Raw genomic sequence first — 14,782 nt, 5'->3', positions numbered from 1 at the left:
CCCGGCCGAGACCAACACCGCCACTCCAACGCTTCCAACAAAGAGAGAGACCATGATCGAATCCTTCCTGCTCTACATCGCCCTGGGCGCGTTCGCCGGGGTTCTGGCCGGGCTGCTGGGCATCGGGGGGGGGCTGGTCATCGTGCCCATGCTCGCCTTCGCCTTCACCTGGCAGGGCATCCCCCACGAGCACATCCTGCACATGGCCCTGGGCACCTCCCTGGCCACCATCATCTTCACCTCCGTCTCCAGCTTCCGTGCCCACAACAAGCGCGGAGCCGTGCGGTGGGACGTCTTCTGGCGCATCACGCCGGGCATTCTGCTGGGCACCTTCATCGGCGCGTGGATCGCCAGCCTGCTGAGCACCGACGTGCTCAAGGGCTTCTTCGGCCTCTTCCTCTACTACGTTTCCTTCCAGATGCTCACCGGCAAAAAGCCCCACCCCTCGCGGCAGATTCCGGGCTTCGGGGGCATGTTCGCCGCGGGCAACGGCATCGGCATCTTCTCCGCGCTGGTGGGCATCGGCGGCGGCACCCTCTCCGTGCCCTTCCTCACCTGGTGCAACGTGGTCATGCAGACCGCCATCGGCACCGCTTCGGCCATCGGCCTGCCCATCGCCCTGTCCGGCACCCTGGGCTACCTGCTCAACGGCATCGGCGTGGCCGGGCGGCCGGACTGGACCATCGGCTACATCTACCTGCCCGCCTTCCTGGGCATCGTCTGCATGTCCGTGGTCACCGCGCCGCTGGGCGCCAGGCTGGCCCACTCCCTGCCCGTCCCCACCCTCAAGAAAATATTCGCCCTGCTGCTCTTCGCCGTTGGCACCCGCATGCTCCTGAGCGTCTTCTTCTTTTAGCGGTGCGCGGCGATACACCGCGAAAAAGGGCCGCCCCGTCGACGGGGCGGCCCTTTTTCGTTGCCAATCCGACTTCCTCGGCGGCCCTATTCCTTCGACCCCTCGCGGGCAATGTAGCGGATGGCCAGCATGGTGATGTCGTCGGACTGGGCCACCCCGCCGGTGAAGGCCTTGATGGATTCGTCCACGGCGGCGATGAGTTGCCTTGGGCCAAGTCCGGCGTTGTCCGCCACGGTCCGCTCCAGCCGCTCGTCCGTGTACAGCCCCTGGCCGCTGTCCATGGCCTCGGTCACACCGTCGGTGTAGGTGAATACCGTGTCGCCTTCGGCCAGTTCGATGGTCCGGGTGGAGTAGTTCAGTCCCGGCAGCGGCCCGGCCATGGGCTCCCTGAGCGAGGGTATCCAGTCCACCCTCCCGCCGCGCTTGACGTGCAGCGGCGGGTTGTGCCCGGCGTTGGCGTACCGCAGCGTGCCGTCGTGGATGTTCAGGATTCCCAGGAAAAGCGTCACGAACATGCAGGACTCGTTCTCCTCGGCCAGGTCGTCGTTGACCATGGCCAGCACCGCCCCGGGGTCGGTCATGCCCTCCGCCCGCACCGTGAGCAGGGTGCGGGTGACTGCCATGAAGAAGGCCGCCGGAACGCCCTTGCCGGACACGTCACCGATGAGGAAGCAGAAGTGGTCGTCGTCCACGAAGAAGAAGTCGTACAGGTCGCCGCCCACTTCCAGGGCCGGTTCGATGGAGGCGTAGATGTCGAACTCCGGCAGGTCCGGGAAGGGCGGGAATATCTTGGGCAGGATGCCCATCTGGATGTCGCGGGCGATGCGAAGCTCCGACTCGATGCGTTCCTTGGCCGCGGTGGTCTCGGTGAGGTCCGCGATGTGGCGCTTGAGGGAGTCGCGCATGGAGCGGAAGGAGTCGGCCAGCGCGCCCACCTCGTCGCGGGAGCGGATGTCGGGCAGCTCCAGGTCCAGGTTGCCCGAGGCGATCTCGTCCGTGGCCGCGGTCAGCTTGGTCAGCGGCCGGGTGATGGACTTGGCCAGCAGGATCATGAAGGCCGCCAGCACCACGAACCCCAGCCCGCCGAGAAGGGCCTTCTCCCGGGTCAGCTTGACCACCCCGGCGAACAGCTCGTCCTTGGGCAGCACCACGCCCAGGGACCAGTGCTCCGCGGGCAGCGGCAGATAGTAGATGAACGACTCCCCCCTGCCCGGCAGCCCGTCCACCTCGGCGAAGCCGGACTCGCCCGCCACCATGCGGCGGCCCACCTCGAGCAGGCCGGGGTTGTCCAACGCCTCCGCGCGGGTGAACACGGTCTCGTTCATGACCAGTTCCTGGTCCGGGTGCGAGATGTAGGCGCCGTACCGCGACAGCAGAAAGACGAAACCGCTCTCGTAGACCGATACGCCGGACACCAGCTCCTGCAGCCACTCCAGGTTGATATCCGCCGTGACCACGCCCGAGGGCTCCTCCCCGTCCATGGAGAAGGGCGCGGCGTAGGTGGTCATCAGCGCCTGCCCGCCGCCCTTGTCGAAGTAGGGCTCGGTCCAGACCGGCTTTTCCAGCTCCATGGGGAGCTGGTACCAGTCCATGTAGAAGTACTGGTAGTCCGGCCCCCCGAGATGGCTGGAGGCGATGCCGTCCTCCGTGCGGTACTGGTAGGGGGCGAAATACTTGACCGAGGGGTCGTAGGCGTACGGCGCGTAGGCTACGCAGGTGCCGTAGATTTCCGGGTTGTCCCGCAGCACCCTCCTGCCGAGGTCGCGGATGGTGGTCTGGGTGACGCCTCCCTCGTCCAGGGTGTAGGCCACGCTGTCCACCACCTTGCGCACGGAGGAGAACACCTCGCCGATGCGCCCGGCCGTGGCCCTGGCCAGGTTCTCGCCGTTCTCCTCGGCCAGGTCCTCGATGATGTTCTTGGAAAAGACGTAGTTGTAGCCCAGAATCCCGGCCAGGATGAGCGAGGTCAGGAGCAGGGTCAGGACAGCCAACTTGAAGGCTATTCCACGTCCGATCATCGGGCCGGCCCCCTGCAAAAGTCCTTGTAGTCCATGGGCTTGTCCAGCAGGCCGCAGTCGCGCAGCATCCCGGAGGTGAACTCGAAGTCCCCACGGCGCAATTCCGACGACAGGGCGTCGGCGTCATCCGGGCGGATTATCTCCTCCATCTTGGAGAGCATCCACTTCTGGTGCATCCGGTTGGCGCGGATGTTGCACCGCTTCATGACCCCAAGGACGATCTCCAGGGCCTCGCCGGGGTGGTCGAAGGCGTACTCCCAGCCGCGCAGGGTGGCCGAGACCAGTTTTCGCGCTGTCTCCGGGGCGTGCTCCCAGGTGGATTCCAGGCAGTAGAAGCCGTCCTCGGGAATGTCAAGCCCGAGGTCGCTGAAGAAGAAGGTCGTCAGGTCGGACGGGGTGAGGCCGTAGCTCAGGAGGGTATGGTACTCATTGTACCACATGGCGGTCACCGCCTCCACGCCGCCGCGCATGAACAACTCGAAGCTCGGCGACACGCGGACCATCTCCACGTCCAGCCCCTCGCGCGCGAACAGGGCCCGGGGCTGGATCTGGAAGTCCTCGTTCCATGTCCCGACCCTGGCTCCGTCCAGGTCGTCCAGGCGCTCGATGCCCGAGGACCTCTTGGCCACCAGCAGCAGCGCGGACTCCTGGCCTATCTGCCCCACGTTGACGATGGGCGCGCCCTCGCCCCGGTGGCGCAGGGCGGCGGAGAGGAACATGGTGGCGTAGTCCGCCCGGCCGCGCAGCAGCATGCCTACGGGGCTTATGTCCGGGCCGCCCGGGATGACCTCCAGATCGAGGCCTTCCTCGGCGTAGAATCCCTTGTGCAGAGCGGTGTAGATGCCCGCGAACTGGGCTTGCGGCCGCCAGTGCAGAACCAGGGAGGCTTTCTCCACGGCCCCGGCGGCCGCCGGGGCCAAGAGCAGAAGAAGGGCCGAGGCCAGCAGGGCGACGGCCTGTTCTCGATGTGAGCGAATCACGAGTCCACCCCCCGGTTTTCCCTGTGTCGCGCTCCGTCGCGGCCAGGCGCACTCAAGCGGGAAGGCCGCGCGGACGTTGTGCGGGGATGGCCGCCGGGGCTCCGGCGAAGGCGGCCGGGCTTCCGGGAGGAAAACCGCCCGCGCCGGGCGGAACCCTTTTCATGGAATCGCCGGCGCTCCATCCCGTGGCGAGTATTGACCAATTCGTATCGGATCGCAACAAAGCCCGGAATGGTCGCGAATCCGCCTTTGGCCGAATCCAATGGTCAGAACGTCCGCGCCGTCCGCCTTGGGGCAAGCCGTTGGCGGGCTGGTCCGCTCAGGTGGCACCGCCGTTCCGCCGCCCCGCATCCCGGCTGGCGAGCCGCCAGGACGCTGTCCCGTTTTTGACCCAACCACCGGAATGGCCCGAGTCAAACTGACCCTTTATGTACATTTTGACTTATGCCATGCAAGACATAACAAGCCGGGATCATGGCCTATCGATCACATGGCATTTCCGTTGCCTAGGGCCCCGCAATGAAGAGGTATCGCCGTCGCGTCCGGCCTCCCCGCGATCAAGCCCGCGCGACGTGCCCCGGAGACGGTCCCACAGCCACGCCATGCGTTGCGAAAACCGGGCCGTGAACCACGAAAGGAGCGCGTGCATGACCGACTTTTCCCGGTGGCTGCGGAGGATTCCGGTGGAGGACGCCGTGGGTTCCGTGCTCTGCCACGACATCACGGAAATCATACCCGGACAACGGAAGGGACGGGCCTTCAAGAAGGGGCACGTGGTCAGCGGCGAGGACGTCGAGCGGCTGCTGCACCTGGGCAAGGAGCACCTCTACGTCCTGAACCTGGAAAACGGGCTGCTGCACGAGAACGAGGCCGCCGGGCGCATCGCCGGGGCGGTGGCAGGAAAGGGGCTGGAGCCAACCGAGCCCAGCGAGGGCCGGATCAACCTCCAGGCCCAATACCACGGCCTGCTGCAAATCGACGTGGACCGCCTGGACCGCGTCAACTCCATCGAGAACGTTGTCCTGGCCACGGTGCACACCGGCCAGGAGGTCGCCCCGGGCCGCCCCGTGGCCGGGACCCGCATCGTCCCCCTGGTCATTCAGGAGGAGGCCATCCGGGCGGTGGAGGACATCTGCGCTCACGGCCCCCTCATCGAGGTCCTGCCCTTCCGGCAGCTGCGCGTCGGCATGGTGACCACCGGCAGCGAAATCTACAAGGGCCGCATCAAGGACAAGTTCGGCCCGGTGGTGCGCGACAAGTTCGAGCGACTGGGCTGCTCCCTGACGCGCCAGGTGCTGGTCTCCGACGACATCGCCATGACGGTCAGCGCCATCGAGAACCTCATCGCGGAGGGCGCGGACATGGTGGTCGTCACCGGCGGCATGTCCGTGGACCCGGACGACCTGAGCCCCTCGGCCATCGGCATGGCCGGGGGCGAGGTGGTCAGCTACGGCTCCCCCACCTTTCCCGGGGCCATGTTCATGCTGGCTTACAAGGGCGAGGTGCCCCTCGTCGGCCTGCCAGGCTGCGTCATGTACCACCAGACCAGCATTTTCGACCTGATCATCCCCCGCCTTGTGGCCGGGGCCCCCGTCACCCGCCGGGACATCGTCAGGCTGGGCCACGGCGGTTTCTGCGCCGGTTGCTCGCCCTGCCGCTATCCCGTCTGCCCCTTCGGCAAGCGTTAACCCGTAATTTCAAGCACACAGAAAGGGAGGTCTTCATGTTCAAGCGTACCTTGTGGATCAACGGGCTGGAGAAACGGCTCGTGGTCGACCCGGAGGAAACCCTGGCCAACGTCCTGCGCGAGCAACTGCATCTCACCGGCACCAAGGTCGGCTGCGGCCAGGGCCAGTGCGGCTGTTGCAGCGTCATCATGGACGGCAAGGTGGTCCGCTCCTGCGTGACTAAGATGAAGAAGGTGGCCGACGGGGCCGCGGTGACCACCATCGAGGGCGTGGGCCAGCCCGGCCGCCTGCACGCCCTGCAACTGGCCTGGATGGTCCACGGCGGGGCCCAGTGCGGCTTCTGCACCCCCGGCTTCATCATGGCCGCCAAGGGCCTGCTGGACACCACCCCCTCGCCCAGCCGCGATGACGTCCGCGACTGGTTCCAGAAACACCGCAACGCCTGCCGCTGCACCGGCTACAAGCAGCTGGTGGACGCGGTCATGGACGCCGCCAAGGTGGTGCGCGGCGAGATGCGCATGGAGGACCTGGCCTTCAAGCTGCCCGAGGACGGCCACGTCTGGGGCGGCACCATGCCCCGGCCCAGCGCCGAGGCCAAGGTAACGGGCACCTGGGACTTCGGCCGCGACCTCGGCCTGTCCATGCCCAAGGAGACGCTGCAGCTGGCCCTGGTGCAGGCGGAGGTCTCCCACGCCAACATCAAGTCCATCGACACCTCCGAAGCGGAGAAGATGCCCGGCGTCCACGCCGTGCTGACCCACAAGGACGTCAAGGGCAAGAACCGCATCACCGGCCTCATCACCTTCCCCACCAACAAGGGCGACGGCTGGGACCGGCCCATCCTCTGCGACACCAAGATCCACCAGTTCGGCGACGCCATCGCCATCGTCTGCGCGGACACCGAGAAGAACGCCCGGGCCGCGGCCAAGAAGGTCAAGGTGGACCTGGAGGAGCTGCCCGCCTACATGAGCGCCCCCGAGGCCATGGCCGAGGACGCCATCGAGATCCATCCCGGCACGCCCAACGTCTACTTCGAGCAGAAAATCGCCAAGGGCGGGGACACCAAGCCCATCTTCGACTCGGCCGACGTGGTGGCCGAGGGCGACTACTACGTGGGCCGCCAGCCCCACATGCCCATGGAGCCGGACGTGGGCTTCGCCTACACCAACGAAAACGGCAAGCTGGTCATCCAGTCCAAGTCCATCGGCCTCAACCTGCACCTGGGCATGATCGCCCCGGGTCTCGGGGTGGAGCCGGAAAACGTGATCATGGTGCAGAACCCCACCGGCGGCACCTTCGGCTACAAGTTCAGCCCCACGCTGGAGGCCCTGGTGGGCGTGGCCGCCCTGGCCACCGGCCGCCCGGTGTTCCTGTCCTACGACTACTTCCAGCAGATGACCTACACCGGCAAGCGCTCGCCCTTCTTCATGAACGTGCGCATGGCCGCGGACAAGGACGGCAAGCTCAAGGCCATGGAGACCGACTGGAGCGTGGACCACGGCCCCTACTCCGAGTTCGGCGACCTGCTGACCCTGCGCGGCGCTCAGTACATCGGCGCGGGCTACGACATCCCCAACATCCGGGGCATGGGCCGCACCGTCTGCACCAACCACGCCTGGGGCTCCGCATTCCGGGGCTACGGCTCCCCGGAGGCCGAGTTCTCCTCCGAGGTGCTCATGGACGAGCTGGCGGAGAAGCTGGGCATGGATCCCTTCGATCTGCGCTACAAAAACATCTACCGGGAAGGCTCCACCACGCCCACGGGCCAGGTTCCCGATGTCATGAGCCTCGAGGAGATGATGGACCGCATCAAGCCCAAGTACGACGAAGCCAAGAAGCGGGCCAAGGCCAACTCCACCAACGGCGTGAAGCGCGGCGTGGGCCTGGCCGTGGGCGTGTACGGCGCGGGCCTGGACGGCCCGGACACCGCCCAGGTGGACGTGGAGCTGAACCCCGACGGCACCGTGACCGCCTACACCACCTGGGAGGACCACGGCCAGGGCGCGGACATGGGCCTTCTGGGCACCGTGCACGAGGCCTTGCGCCCCATGAACCTCGGCCCCGACAAGATCAACCTGGTCCTCAACGACACCGAGAAGTGCCCGGACGGCGGCCCGGCCGGCGGCAGCCGCAGCCAGGCGGTGGTGGGCCGCGCCGCGGCCGTGGCCTGCGAGAACCTGCTCCAGGCCGCGCGCAAGAACGGCGGCTTCATGACCTATGAGGAGATGCAGTCCGCGGGTAAGGACCTGCGCTACAGCGGCACCTGGAGCGCCCCCGCCGGCAACTGCGACGAGAACGGCCAGGGCGATCCCTTCGCCTTCTACATGTACGCGGTGTTCCTCTCCGAGGTGGCGGTCGACACGGCCACCGGCAAGACGGACGTGGAAAAGATGGTCCTGGTGGCCGACCCCGGCAAGATCAACAACAGACTGGTCGTGGACGGGCAGAACTACGGCGGTCTGGCCCAGGGCGTGGGCCTGGCGCTGAGCGAGGACTTCGAGGACATCAAGAAGCACTCCACCCTCACCGGCGCGGGCTTCCCCTACATCAAGCAGATCCCCGACGACATGGAGCTGCTCTACGTGGAGACCCCGCGCAAGGACGGCCCCACCGGCGCGTCCGGCGTGGGCGAGTTGCCCCTGACCGTCCCCCACGCCTCTATCATCAACGCCATAGCCGACGCCTGCGGCGCGCGCGTGCGGGAACTCCCGGCCCGTCCGGAGAAGGTCCTGGCCGCCATGCCCAAGTAAAACGGCGAGACCCCACCGGGGCGGGCCCGACGCCCGCCCCGGCCTTTTCCCCGACACCCCAACCCGCGCATTTGGAAGGACATGGATCAACAAGCACTGCGGGAACTGGAATACCTCTGCATTCAGGAGGAATGGCCCTACTGCCGGGCCGCCTGCCCCCTGCACGTGGACGCGCGCGGCCTCTGCGGGGCCATGGCCGAGGGCGACTTGGCCCGCGCCCGTTCCATTCTGGACAAGACCATGCCCGTGGCGGGCATCCTGGGCCGCATCTGCGAGGCCCCCTGCGAGCGGCGGTGCAAGCGCGCCGAGGCGGGCGGGGCCATCCGCATCGGCAACCTGGAGCGGCACTGCGTGGAGAACGCGGATCGCCGGGGCAAGGCCCTCAAGGTGCCGGACCGGGGACGCCGAGCCATCGTGGTGGGCTGCTCCCTCAGCGGGCTGACCGTAGCCCACGACTTGGCACGCAAGGGCTACCGGGTGGAGGTCCATCACCAGGGCGACGACCCGGGCGAGGATCTGCTGCGGACCCTGCCCACGCCCGTGCCCCAAGAGGTCGTGGCCGGGGAACTCCAGCACCTGGGCAACATCGGCGTCGGCTTCACCCGGTCGGAAATCACCGCCCCGCTGGTGGAGGACCTGCTGGGCCGGGACATCCCGGTCTACGTGGGGCTGGACGCGGTCGGCGGGGACGTCCCTCCCTGCGCCACCGGCGAGGTGGACCCGGCCACCCTGACCTGCCCGCGCGACAACCTGCTGCTGGGCGGCTTCACCCCGGATGGGACGCCGCCCACGGCCATCCAGGCCGCCGCCCAGGGCAGAAAGGCGGCCGCCTCCATCGACCGCCTCACCCAGAAGGTCTCCCTGCGGGCCGACCGCGAGCGGGAGGGGCCAGTGGATACCCGGCTGGTGACCAGCCTGGAGGGCGTGGAGTCCGCTCCCCCGGTCCTCACTGGCGAGGAGGTAGGCGACCCGGAGGCCGTCCGGCGGGAAGCCGGGCGCTGCCTGGCCTGCGAGTGCATGATCTGCGTGCGCGACTGCCCCTACCTGGACGCCTTCGGGGCCTACCCCAAAAGCTACGCCCGCCAGATCTACAACAACGAGTCCATCGTCCAGGGCGTCCACCAGGCCAACAAGCTGGTCAACTCCTGCATGCTCTGCGGGCTGTGCACCACCCTCTGCCCCAACGACTTTCCCATGGCCGACCTCTGCCTGGGCTCCAGGGAGCGGATGACGGCCAAGGGCGCCATGCCCCCCTCGGCCCACGACTTCGCCCTGCGCGACCTCGACTTCAGCCGGAGCGAGGAGTTCTTCACCGTCCGCGGCGACCCCGGCAAGGCGGAATGCGCCTGGCTCTTCTTCCCCGGCTGCCAGCTGTGCGGCGCCAGCCCCGGGCGGGTGGAGGCCGCATACGCCTGGCTGCGGGAGCACCTGGAGGGCGGCGTGGGTCTGGCCCTGGCCTGCTGCGGCGCACCGGCCCGCTGGTCCGGCAGGCGCGAGGTCTTTCGCGAGGCCGCGGAACAGCTGCACCAGGCCGCGCGCGAACTGGGCGGGCCCACCTGGATCATGGCCTGCCCCTCCTGCCAGGAGATGCTGGGGCATTTCGACCCGGAGCCCTCCCAGGTCTCCCTGTGGGACGTCCTGGCCGAGCGCAAGGCCGCCCTCGCCCCGGCCCCGCCTTCCGTGGCCGCCACCCTGGTGGACCCCTGTACGGCCGGGCACATGCCCGCTCTGCGGGAAACGGTGCGGGCGCTGGTGTCCGGCGTGCTGCCGGAGTGGAGCGAGCCCAGGCTGAACGACGCCCTCGCCGCCTGCTGCGGCTACGGCGGACTGCTGCGCGAGGCCAACCCCGGGCTTGGGGAACGGGCCGCCCGCGAGCGGGCCGAGGGTTGCCCCGGCGACGCCGTGACCTACTGCGCCATGTGCCGGGAGCAGTTGGCCAAAAGCGGCAAGCGGGCCGCGCACCTGCTGGACGTATTCTTCCCAGGCGGGGGCGACCCCTTCGCCAGGCCGGCCGCGGGCATCTCCGCCAGCCAGGCCAACCGCCGCCGACTGAAGGCCGACCTGCTGGCTTCGGTATGGAGCGAGCCCCCGCCCAAGGCCCGGGCCGCCTCCTCCATCAGCCTGGACATTCCGGACGCGGTCAGGGAAACGATGGAGCGGCGGCGCATTCTGGACAGCGACATCCAGCGGGTCATCGCCGAGGCCGCCTCACACGGCCAGGTCTTCGCCGAGGCGCGGTCTGGCCACACCCTGGCCAGCCTGCGGGTGGGGGAAGTGACCTTCTGGGTCGGGTTCTCCCGCGCGGAAAACGGCGACCACACCATCCACACGGCCTACAGCCACCGCATGCGCATCGGCCAGATCAGCACCGGGAGCGCGTCATGAAGGTCAACCAGGATTTCCGGCCCGAATCCGGCGAATGGCGGTGCGCCACCTGCGGCACCCCGCTCGAGCCGGGACAGGTGGAGCTGCGCTACCTGGGCAACAGCTTCACCGTGGGGGTGCTGGTCTGCGGCCGCTGCGGCCACGCCCTCATCACCGAGGACATGGCCTGCGGCAAGATGCTCGAGGTGGAGCAGCTTCTGGAAGACAAATGAGCACCCGCCCCGCCCATGACGCGTCCGCCTCGACGCCTTTCGCGGGGGGCGCGGCCTACGCCTCCCCGATCATGCGCCGCGCGCTGGGCGACGCCCTGCGGCCCGGCGGGCTGGACTCCACGCGCAGCGCTTTGCGGCGGGCCCCCCTGCTCCCCGGCTCCCTGGTGCTGGACGCCGGGTGCGGGCCGGGCCAGACCGCCGCCCTGCTGCGCGACGAGGCGGGCTGCCGGGTCATCGGGCTGGACCGCGAACCGGACTTCACCGGCCCGGACAGCGACGCGTGCCCGCCGCTTGTGCGCGGCGACGCCTCCAGCCTGCCCCTGGCCGCGCGCAGCCTGGACGCGGTATTCTGCGAGTGCGTCCTCTCCCTGCTGGCCAGCCCGGAGCTCGGGCTGGCCGAGTTTCACCGGGTCCTCAAGCCGGGTGGGCGGCTGTACCTCGGTGACGTCTTCGCCCGCGCCCCGGCGGCCGGGCCAGCCAGCGCCCCGCGAGCCACCTGCCTGGCCGCTCCGGCCGGGCTGGCGGACTGGCGCGAGCGGCTGCGCCACGCCGGCTTCGCCATCGTCTCGGAAGAGGACCAGACCTGGCACATGCGCCAGACCGCGGGCCGCCTGATCTTCGAGCACGGCTCACTGGACCTGTTCTGGCAGGCCATCCTCGGCCCCTCGGCCGGGGGGGACTGCGCCGCCCGCATAAAGGACCTGCGACCCGGCTACGTTTCCTTTGTGGCCATCAAGGAGACCGCCCATGTCTGACGACACCCTGCTCAGCATCCTGCCCCTGGCCCAGCAAGGCTACTGCTGCAGCCAGATCATCCTGCTGCTGGGCCTGCAAAGCCAGGGCGCGGAGAACCCGCCCCTCATCCGGGCCGCCGCCGGCCTGTGCCACGGCGTGGGCGGCACCGGCCACACCTGCGGCGCGCTGACCGGCGGGGCCTGCCTGCTGGGTATGCACGCGGGAAAGGGGCGCGACCACGAGGAAGCGGACGAGCGGCTGCCCCTGATGCTGGAAACCCTGGGCCAGTGGTTCAACGACTACGCCGCAGAACGCTTCACCGGGGTGAGCTGCGCGGACATCCTGGGCGAGGAGACCACCCGGCCCAACCCGGACATCTGTGGCCGCCTGGTGGCCGACACCCTGGACCAGTGCCTGGACATCCTCCTGGACAACGGCTTCGACCCCTCCGAGGCGAACCATGACTGACGCGGAGCCCACCCGGAGCCTCTGCCCGGTCTGCCTGGCCCGCGTCCCCGCGCGCCGGATCCTGCGCAATGGGGAGGCCCGGCTGGAAAAGACCTGTCCCAAGCACGGAGACTTCTCCACCGTCATCTGGCGCGGGGAACCGTCCTTCAGCGGATGGAAGCGGCCCAAGACGCCGTCCCGCCCCCCGGTCCGCGCAACCACGGAGTCCGCGGGCTGCCCCTTCGACTGCGGGCTGTGCCCGGAGCACGCCCAGCACACCTGCACCACCCTGCTGGAGGTCACAGACCGCTGCGACCTCGGCTGCCCCGTCTGCTTCGCGCGCAGCGGAGCGCACGGCGACGACCCGGGACTGCCTGTCCTGCGGGAGCGGCTGGTCCGCATCCGCGAGACAGCCGGAGCCTGCACCCTCCAGCTTTCCGGCGGGGAGCCCACCATGCGAGACGACCTGCCGCTGCTCGTGGAGGCGGCCGCTGGGCTGGATTTCAGCCTCGTGCAGCTCAACACCAACGGCCTGCGCTTCGCCGCCGAGCCGGACTTCGCCCGCATCCTGCTCGATGCGGGCCTGCAATCCGTCTTTCTGCAATTCGACTCGGTGCGGGACGAGGCCTACCTGCGCCTGCGCGGCAACTCCCTGTGGGAACGCAAGCAACAAGCCCTGGACGCCCTTCTGGAAGCGGGGCTGGGCGTAGTGCTGGTGTCCACCCTGGTCCCCGGGGTCAACACTCGGGACATCGGCGCGCTCATCCGCTACGGGCTAAAGCGCCATCCCGGCGTCCGGGGGGTGCACTTCCAGCCCGTGAGCTACTTCGGCCGCTACCCGATGGCTCCGTCCGACGCCGACCGGCTGACCCTGCCGGAGGTCATGACCGCCGTGGAGAAACAAACGGATGGGGCCATCCCCGCCTCGGACTTCCTGCCCCCGGGCTGCGAGCACGCCCTGTGCTCCTTTCACGCCACCTACCTGGTCAGCGAATCCGGGGCGTTGCAGCGGCTCGGCCAGTGCGGCTGCTCCCCGGGCCCGGCCAAGGCGTCGGACGGGGCGCGCAAGGCGGTGCGAACCACCTCCCAGCGGTGGCGTCCGGCCCCCGGGCCGGAGCCCTTGGAGCCCATCGACGACCTGGACCGCTTTCTGTCCAGGGCCAGGCAACAGACCTTCACCGTCTCGGGAATGGCCTTTCAGGATGCCTGGACCCTGGACCTGGAGCGGCTGCGGGGCTGCTGCATCCACGTCCAGGCCCCGGACGGCCGCCTCATCCCCTTCTGCGCCTACAACCTCACGGCCGCCGACGGCAGCCCCCTGTACAGGGGCCTCGCCGAAGACGCCACCGCCGGGGCGCCATGCCCGTAACCCCGCTGGAGTCGTGGATCTCCCTGCGCATCGGCCTGCCGCGCAAGACCGTGCTTTCCCGGCCCCCGCTGCGGGAGTGGCAGCGGCGACGCCTGCTGGAAACCGTGCGTCTGGCCCGGGAAAACAGTTCCTGGCACCGTGAACGGCTGCGTGGCGTCGAGCTGGACGAGCAGAGTGATCCCGGCGGCATCCTCCGCGCCCTGCCCTTCACCACGGCCGAGGACATCCGCCGGCACGGGCGGGAAATGCTCTGCGTCTCCCAGGCGGACATCCAGAGGGTCGTCACCCTGCACACCTCCGGCACCAGCGCCAGCCCCAAGCGAATCTTCTTCACCGCCGAGGACCTGCAACGGACCAGAGAGTTTTTCCAGTACGGCATGCGGTTGGTGACGCGGGCGGGGTCTGCCGTCCTGGCCCTGCTGCCCAGCCAGCGGCCCGGCGACGTGGGCAGCCTGCTGGTGGAGGGGCTGCGGGAAGTCGGGTTCGCGGCCGGGGCCCACTGGCCCGCCTCCGACCCGGCCGGGGTGGCCCGGGCGGCGGCGTCCCTGGGCGCGAACTGCCTGGTGGGCATGCCCCAGCATCTGCTGGCCCTGGCCCGCGCCCCCGAAGCCGCCCGCCTGGCCGCGCCGGGCCTGGAAAGCATTCTGCTCTGCTCGGACGTGGCCGTGCCCGAGGCGCGGCGGGCCATCGCCCACGGGCTGGGCTGCCGGGTCCACGCCCATTACGGCTCCACCGAGTCCGGCCTGGGCGGGGCGGTGGAGTGCGCCGAGGGAGCGGGCTGCCACATTCGCGAGAACGACCTGCTGTTCGAAGTGGTGGACCCGGACACGGGCCGCCCCCTTCCGGAGGGCGAGACTGGCGAACTGGTCCTGACCACCCTCACCCGCCGGGGCATGCCCCTTCTGCGCTACCGCACCGGCGACCTGGGGGCTTTGGAGGCGACCCGCTGCGCCTGCGGCAGCGTGCTGGCGAGGCTGCGCGATTTGCGCGGCCGCCTGCGCGACACCCTCCGCCTGGCGGGCGGGGAGAGCCTTTCCCTGGCCGACCTGGACAGCGCCCTGTTGGCCCTGCCGGGCTTGCGGGCATACGAGGCCGGGCTTCGGCTAGCGGAGACGGAACCCGGCGGCCAGACAACGGAAATCCTTCATGTCGCCCTGCTGCCAGCCACACCCGACGCCTCCAGTCTGGAGGAAGCCGCCGGACGCGCCCTTCCAGCCCTTCCCGCCATCGAACGGGCAACCGCCGCCGGGCGGCTGACCGTGGAGACGGCCCTCACCGGCCTGGACCCAGGCCAATCCCATACCGTAAAACGACACCTGCGCGACCAACGCTGAACCAGGGG

General features: G+C 69.2%; 11 protein-coding genes. 9 read left to right on the top strand and 2 right to left on the bottom strand.

The genetic code is table 11. The features are described from left to right. Positions 1-52 precede the first annotated feature (52 nt). On the top strand, positions 53-856 hold the full coding sequence (locus N911_RS0112675) for a sulfite exporter TauE/SafE family protein (protein WP_029897749.1): 804 nt from the start codon (positions 53-55) through the stop codon (positions 854-856). Between the two features lie 86 nt (positions 857-942). Here the strand turns inward: N911_RS0112675 and N911_RS0112670 are convergent, their stop codons facing one another. Continuing rightward, complete coding sequence (locus N911_RS0112670) at positions 943-2,874, bottom strand: SpoIIE family protein phosphatase (RefSeq protein ID WP_029897747.1); 1,932 nt, start codon at positions 2,872-2,874, stop codon at positions 943-945. Then, the gene (locus N911_RS0112665; RefSeq protein ID WP_138774421.1) at positions 2,871-3,854 is read right to left on the bottom strand and encodes an ABC transporter substrate-binding protein; all 984 of its coding nucleotides are present in this window, start codon (positions 3,852-3,854) and stop codon (positions 2,871-2,873) included. The genes N911_RS0112670 and N911_RS0112665 overlap by 4 nt, the downstream gene beginning before the upstream one ends. A 668-nt stretch (positions 3,855-4,522) precedes the next feature. On the opposite strand from N911_RS0112665, the gene N911_RS0112660 reads away from it, so the two are divergent. The 8 genes from N911_RS0112660 to N911_RS0112625 all read left to right on the top strand — a co-directional run bounded on the left by N911_RS0112660 (position 4,523) and on the right by N911_RS0112625 (position 14,774). After that, positions 4,523-5,542 (top strand): molybdopterin-binding protein, encoded by a 1,020-nt coding sequence (locus N911_RS0112660; protein WP_029897743.1) that lies wholly within the window; start codon positions 4,523-4,525, stop codon positions 5,540-5,542. Positions 5,543-5,577: 35 nt separating this feature from the next. Then, positions 5,578-8,292 (top strand): molybdopterin-dependent aldehyde oxidoreductase, encoded by a 2,715-nt coding sequence (locus tag N911_RS0112655; protein WP_029897741.1) that lies wholly within the window; start codon positions 5,578-5,580, stop codon positions 8,290-8,292. An 81-nt stretch (positions 8,293-8,373) separates the two neighbouring features. Further along, positions 8,374-10,677: a pyridine nucleotide-disulfide oxidoreductase/dicluster-binding protein gene (locus N911_RS0112650; RefSeq protein WP_029897740.1), complete on the top strand. Its 2,304-nt coding sequence runs from the start codon at positions 8,374-8,376 to the stop codon at positions 10,675-10,677. After that, positions 10,674-10,889 carry a DVU_1557 family redox protein gene (locus N911_RS0112645; RefSeq protein ID WP_029897738.1) on the top strand — a complete coding sequence of 72 codons (216 nt, stop codon included), beginning with the start codon at positions 10,674-10,676 and terminating at the stop codon, positions 10,887-10,889. Before N911_RS0112650 ends, N911_RS0112645 begins: the two co-directional genes overlap by 4 nt. Then, positions 10,886-11,644 carry a DVU_1556 family methyltransferase gene (trsM, locus tag N911_RS0112640; protein WP_051694364.1) on the top strand — a complete coding sequence of 253 codons (759 nt, stop codon included), beginning with the start codon at positions 10,886-10,888 and terminating at the stop codon, positions 11,642-11,644. Before N911_RS0112645 ends, trsM begins: the two co-directional genes overlap by 4 nt. Further along, positions 11,637-12,092: a DVU_1555 family C-GCAxxG-C-C protein gene (locus tag N911_RS0112635; protein WP_029897735.1), complete on the top strand. Its 456-nt coding sequence runs from the start codon at positions 11,637-11,639 to the stop codon at positions 12,090-12,092. The genes trsM and N911_RS0112635 overlap by 8 nt, the downstream gene beginning before the upstream one ends. Then, the gene (trsS, locus tag N911_RS0112630; RefSeq protein ID WP_029897733.1) at positions 12,085-13,440 is read left to right on the top strand and encodes a radical SAM (seleno)protein TrsS; all 1,356 of its coding nucleotides are present in this window, start codon (positions 12,085-12,087) and stop codon (positions 13,438-13,440) included. Before N911_RS0112635 ends, trsS begins: the two co-directional genes overlap by 8 nt. Next, positions 13,431-14,774 carry a DVU_1553 family AMP-dependent CoA ligase gene (locus N911_RS0112625; protein WP_029897730.1) on the top strand — a complete coding sequence of 448 codons (1,344 nt, stop codon included), beginning with the start codon at positions 13,431-13,433 and terminating at the stop codon, positions 14,772-14,774. Before trsS ends, N911_RS0112625 begins: the two co-directional genes overlap by 10 nt. Positions 14,775-14,782: the final 8 nt, after the last annotated feature.

The organism is Desulfohalovibrio reitneri (assembly GCF_000711295.1).
GTDB lineage: Bacteria > Desulfobacterota > Desulfovibrionia > Desulfovibrionales > Desulfovibrionaceae > Desulfohalovibrio > Desulfohalovibrio reitneri.
This window is presented reverse-complemented; position numbering and strand designations above follow the sequence as displayed.

What these genes read in the sequence shown, in the direction of transcription:
- N911_RS0112650 (WP_029897740.1), top strand. Translation starts at nt 8,374, where the DNA reads ATGGATCAACAAGCACTGCGGGAACTGGAATACCTCTGCATTCAGGAG.
- trsS (WP_029897733.1), top strand. Translation starts at nt 12,085, where the DNA reads ATGACTGACGCGGAGCCCACCCGGAGCCTCTGCCCGGTCTGCCTGGCC.
- N911_RS0112675 (WP_029897749.1), top strand. Translation starts at nt 53, where the DNA reads ATGATCGAATCCTTCCTGCTCTACATCGCCCTGGGCGCGTTCGCCGGG.
- N911_RS0112655 (WP_029897741.1), top strand. Translation starts at nt 5,578, where the DNA reads ATGTTCAAGCGTACCTTGTGGATCAACGGGCTGGAGAAACGGCTCGTG.
- N911_RS0112625 (WP_029897730.1), top strand. Translation starts at nt 13,431, where the DNA reads ATGCCCGTAACCCCGCTGGAGTCGTGGATCTCCCTGCGCATCGGCCTG.
- N911_RS0112635 (WP_029897735.1), top strand. Translation starts at nt 11,637, where the DNA reads ATGTCTGACGACACCCTGCTCAGCATCCTGCCCCTGGCCCAGCAAGGC.
- N911_RS0112670 (WP_029897747.1), bottom strand. Translation starts at nt 2,874, where the DNA reads ATGATCGGACGTGGAATAGCCTTCAAGTTGGCTGTCCTGACCCTGCTC.
- trsM (WP_051694364.1), top strand. Translation starts at nt 10,886, where the DNA reads ATGAGCACCCGCCCCGCCCATGACGCGTCCGCCTCGACGCCTTTCGCG.
- N911_RS0112645 (WP_029897738.1), top strand. Translation starts at nt 10,674, where the DNA reads ATGAAGGTCAACCAGGATTTCCGGCCCGAATCCGGCGAATGGCGGTGC.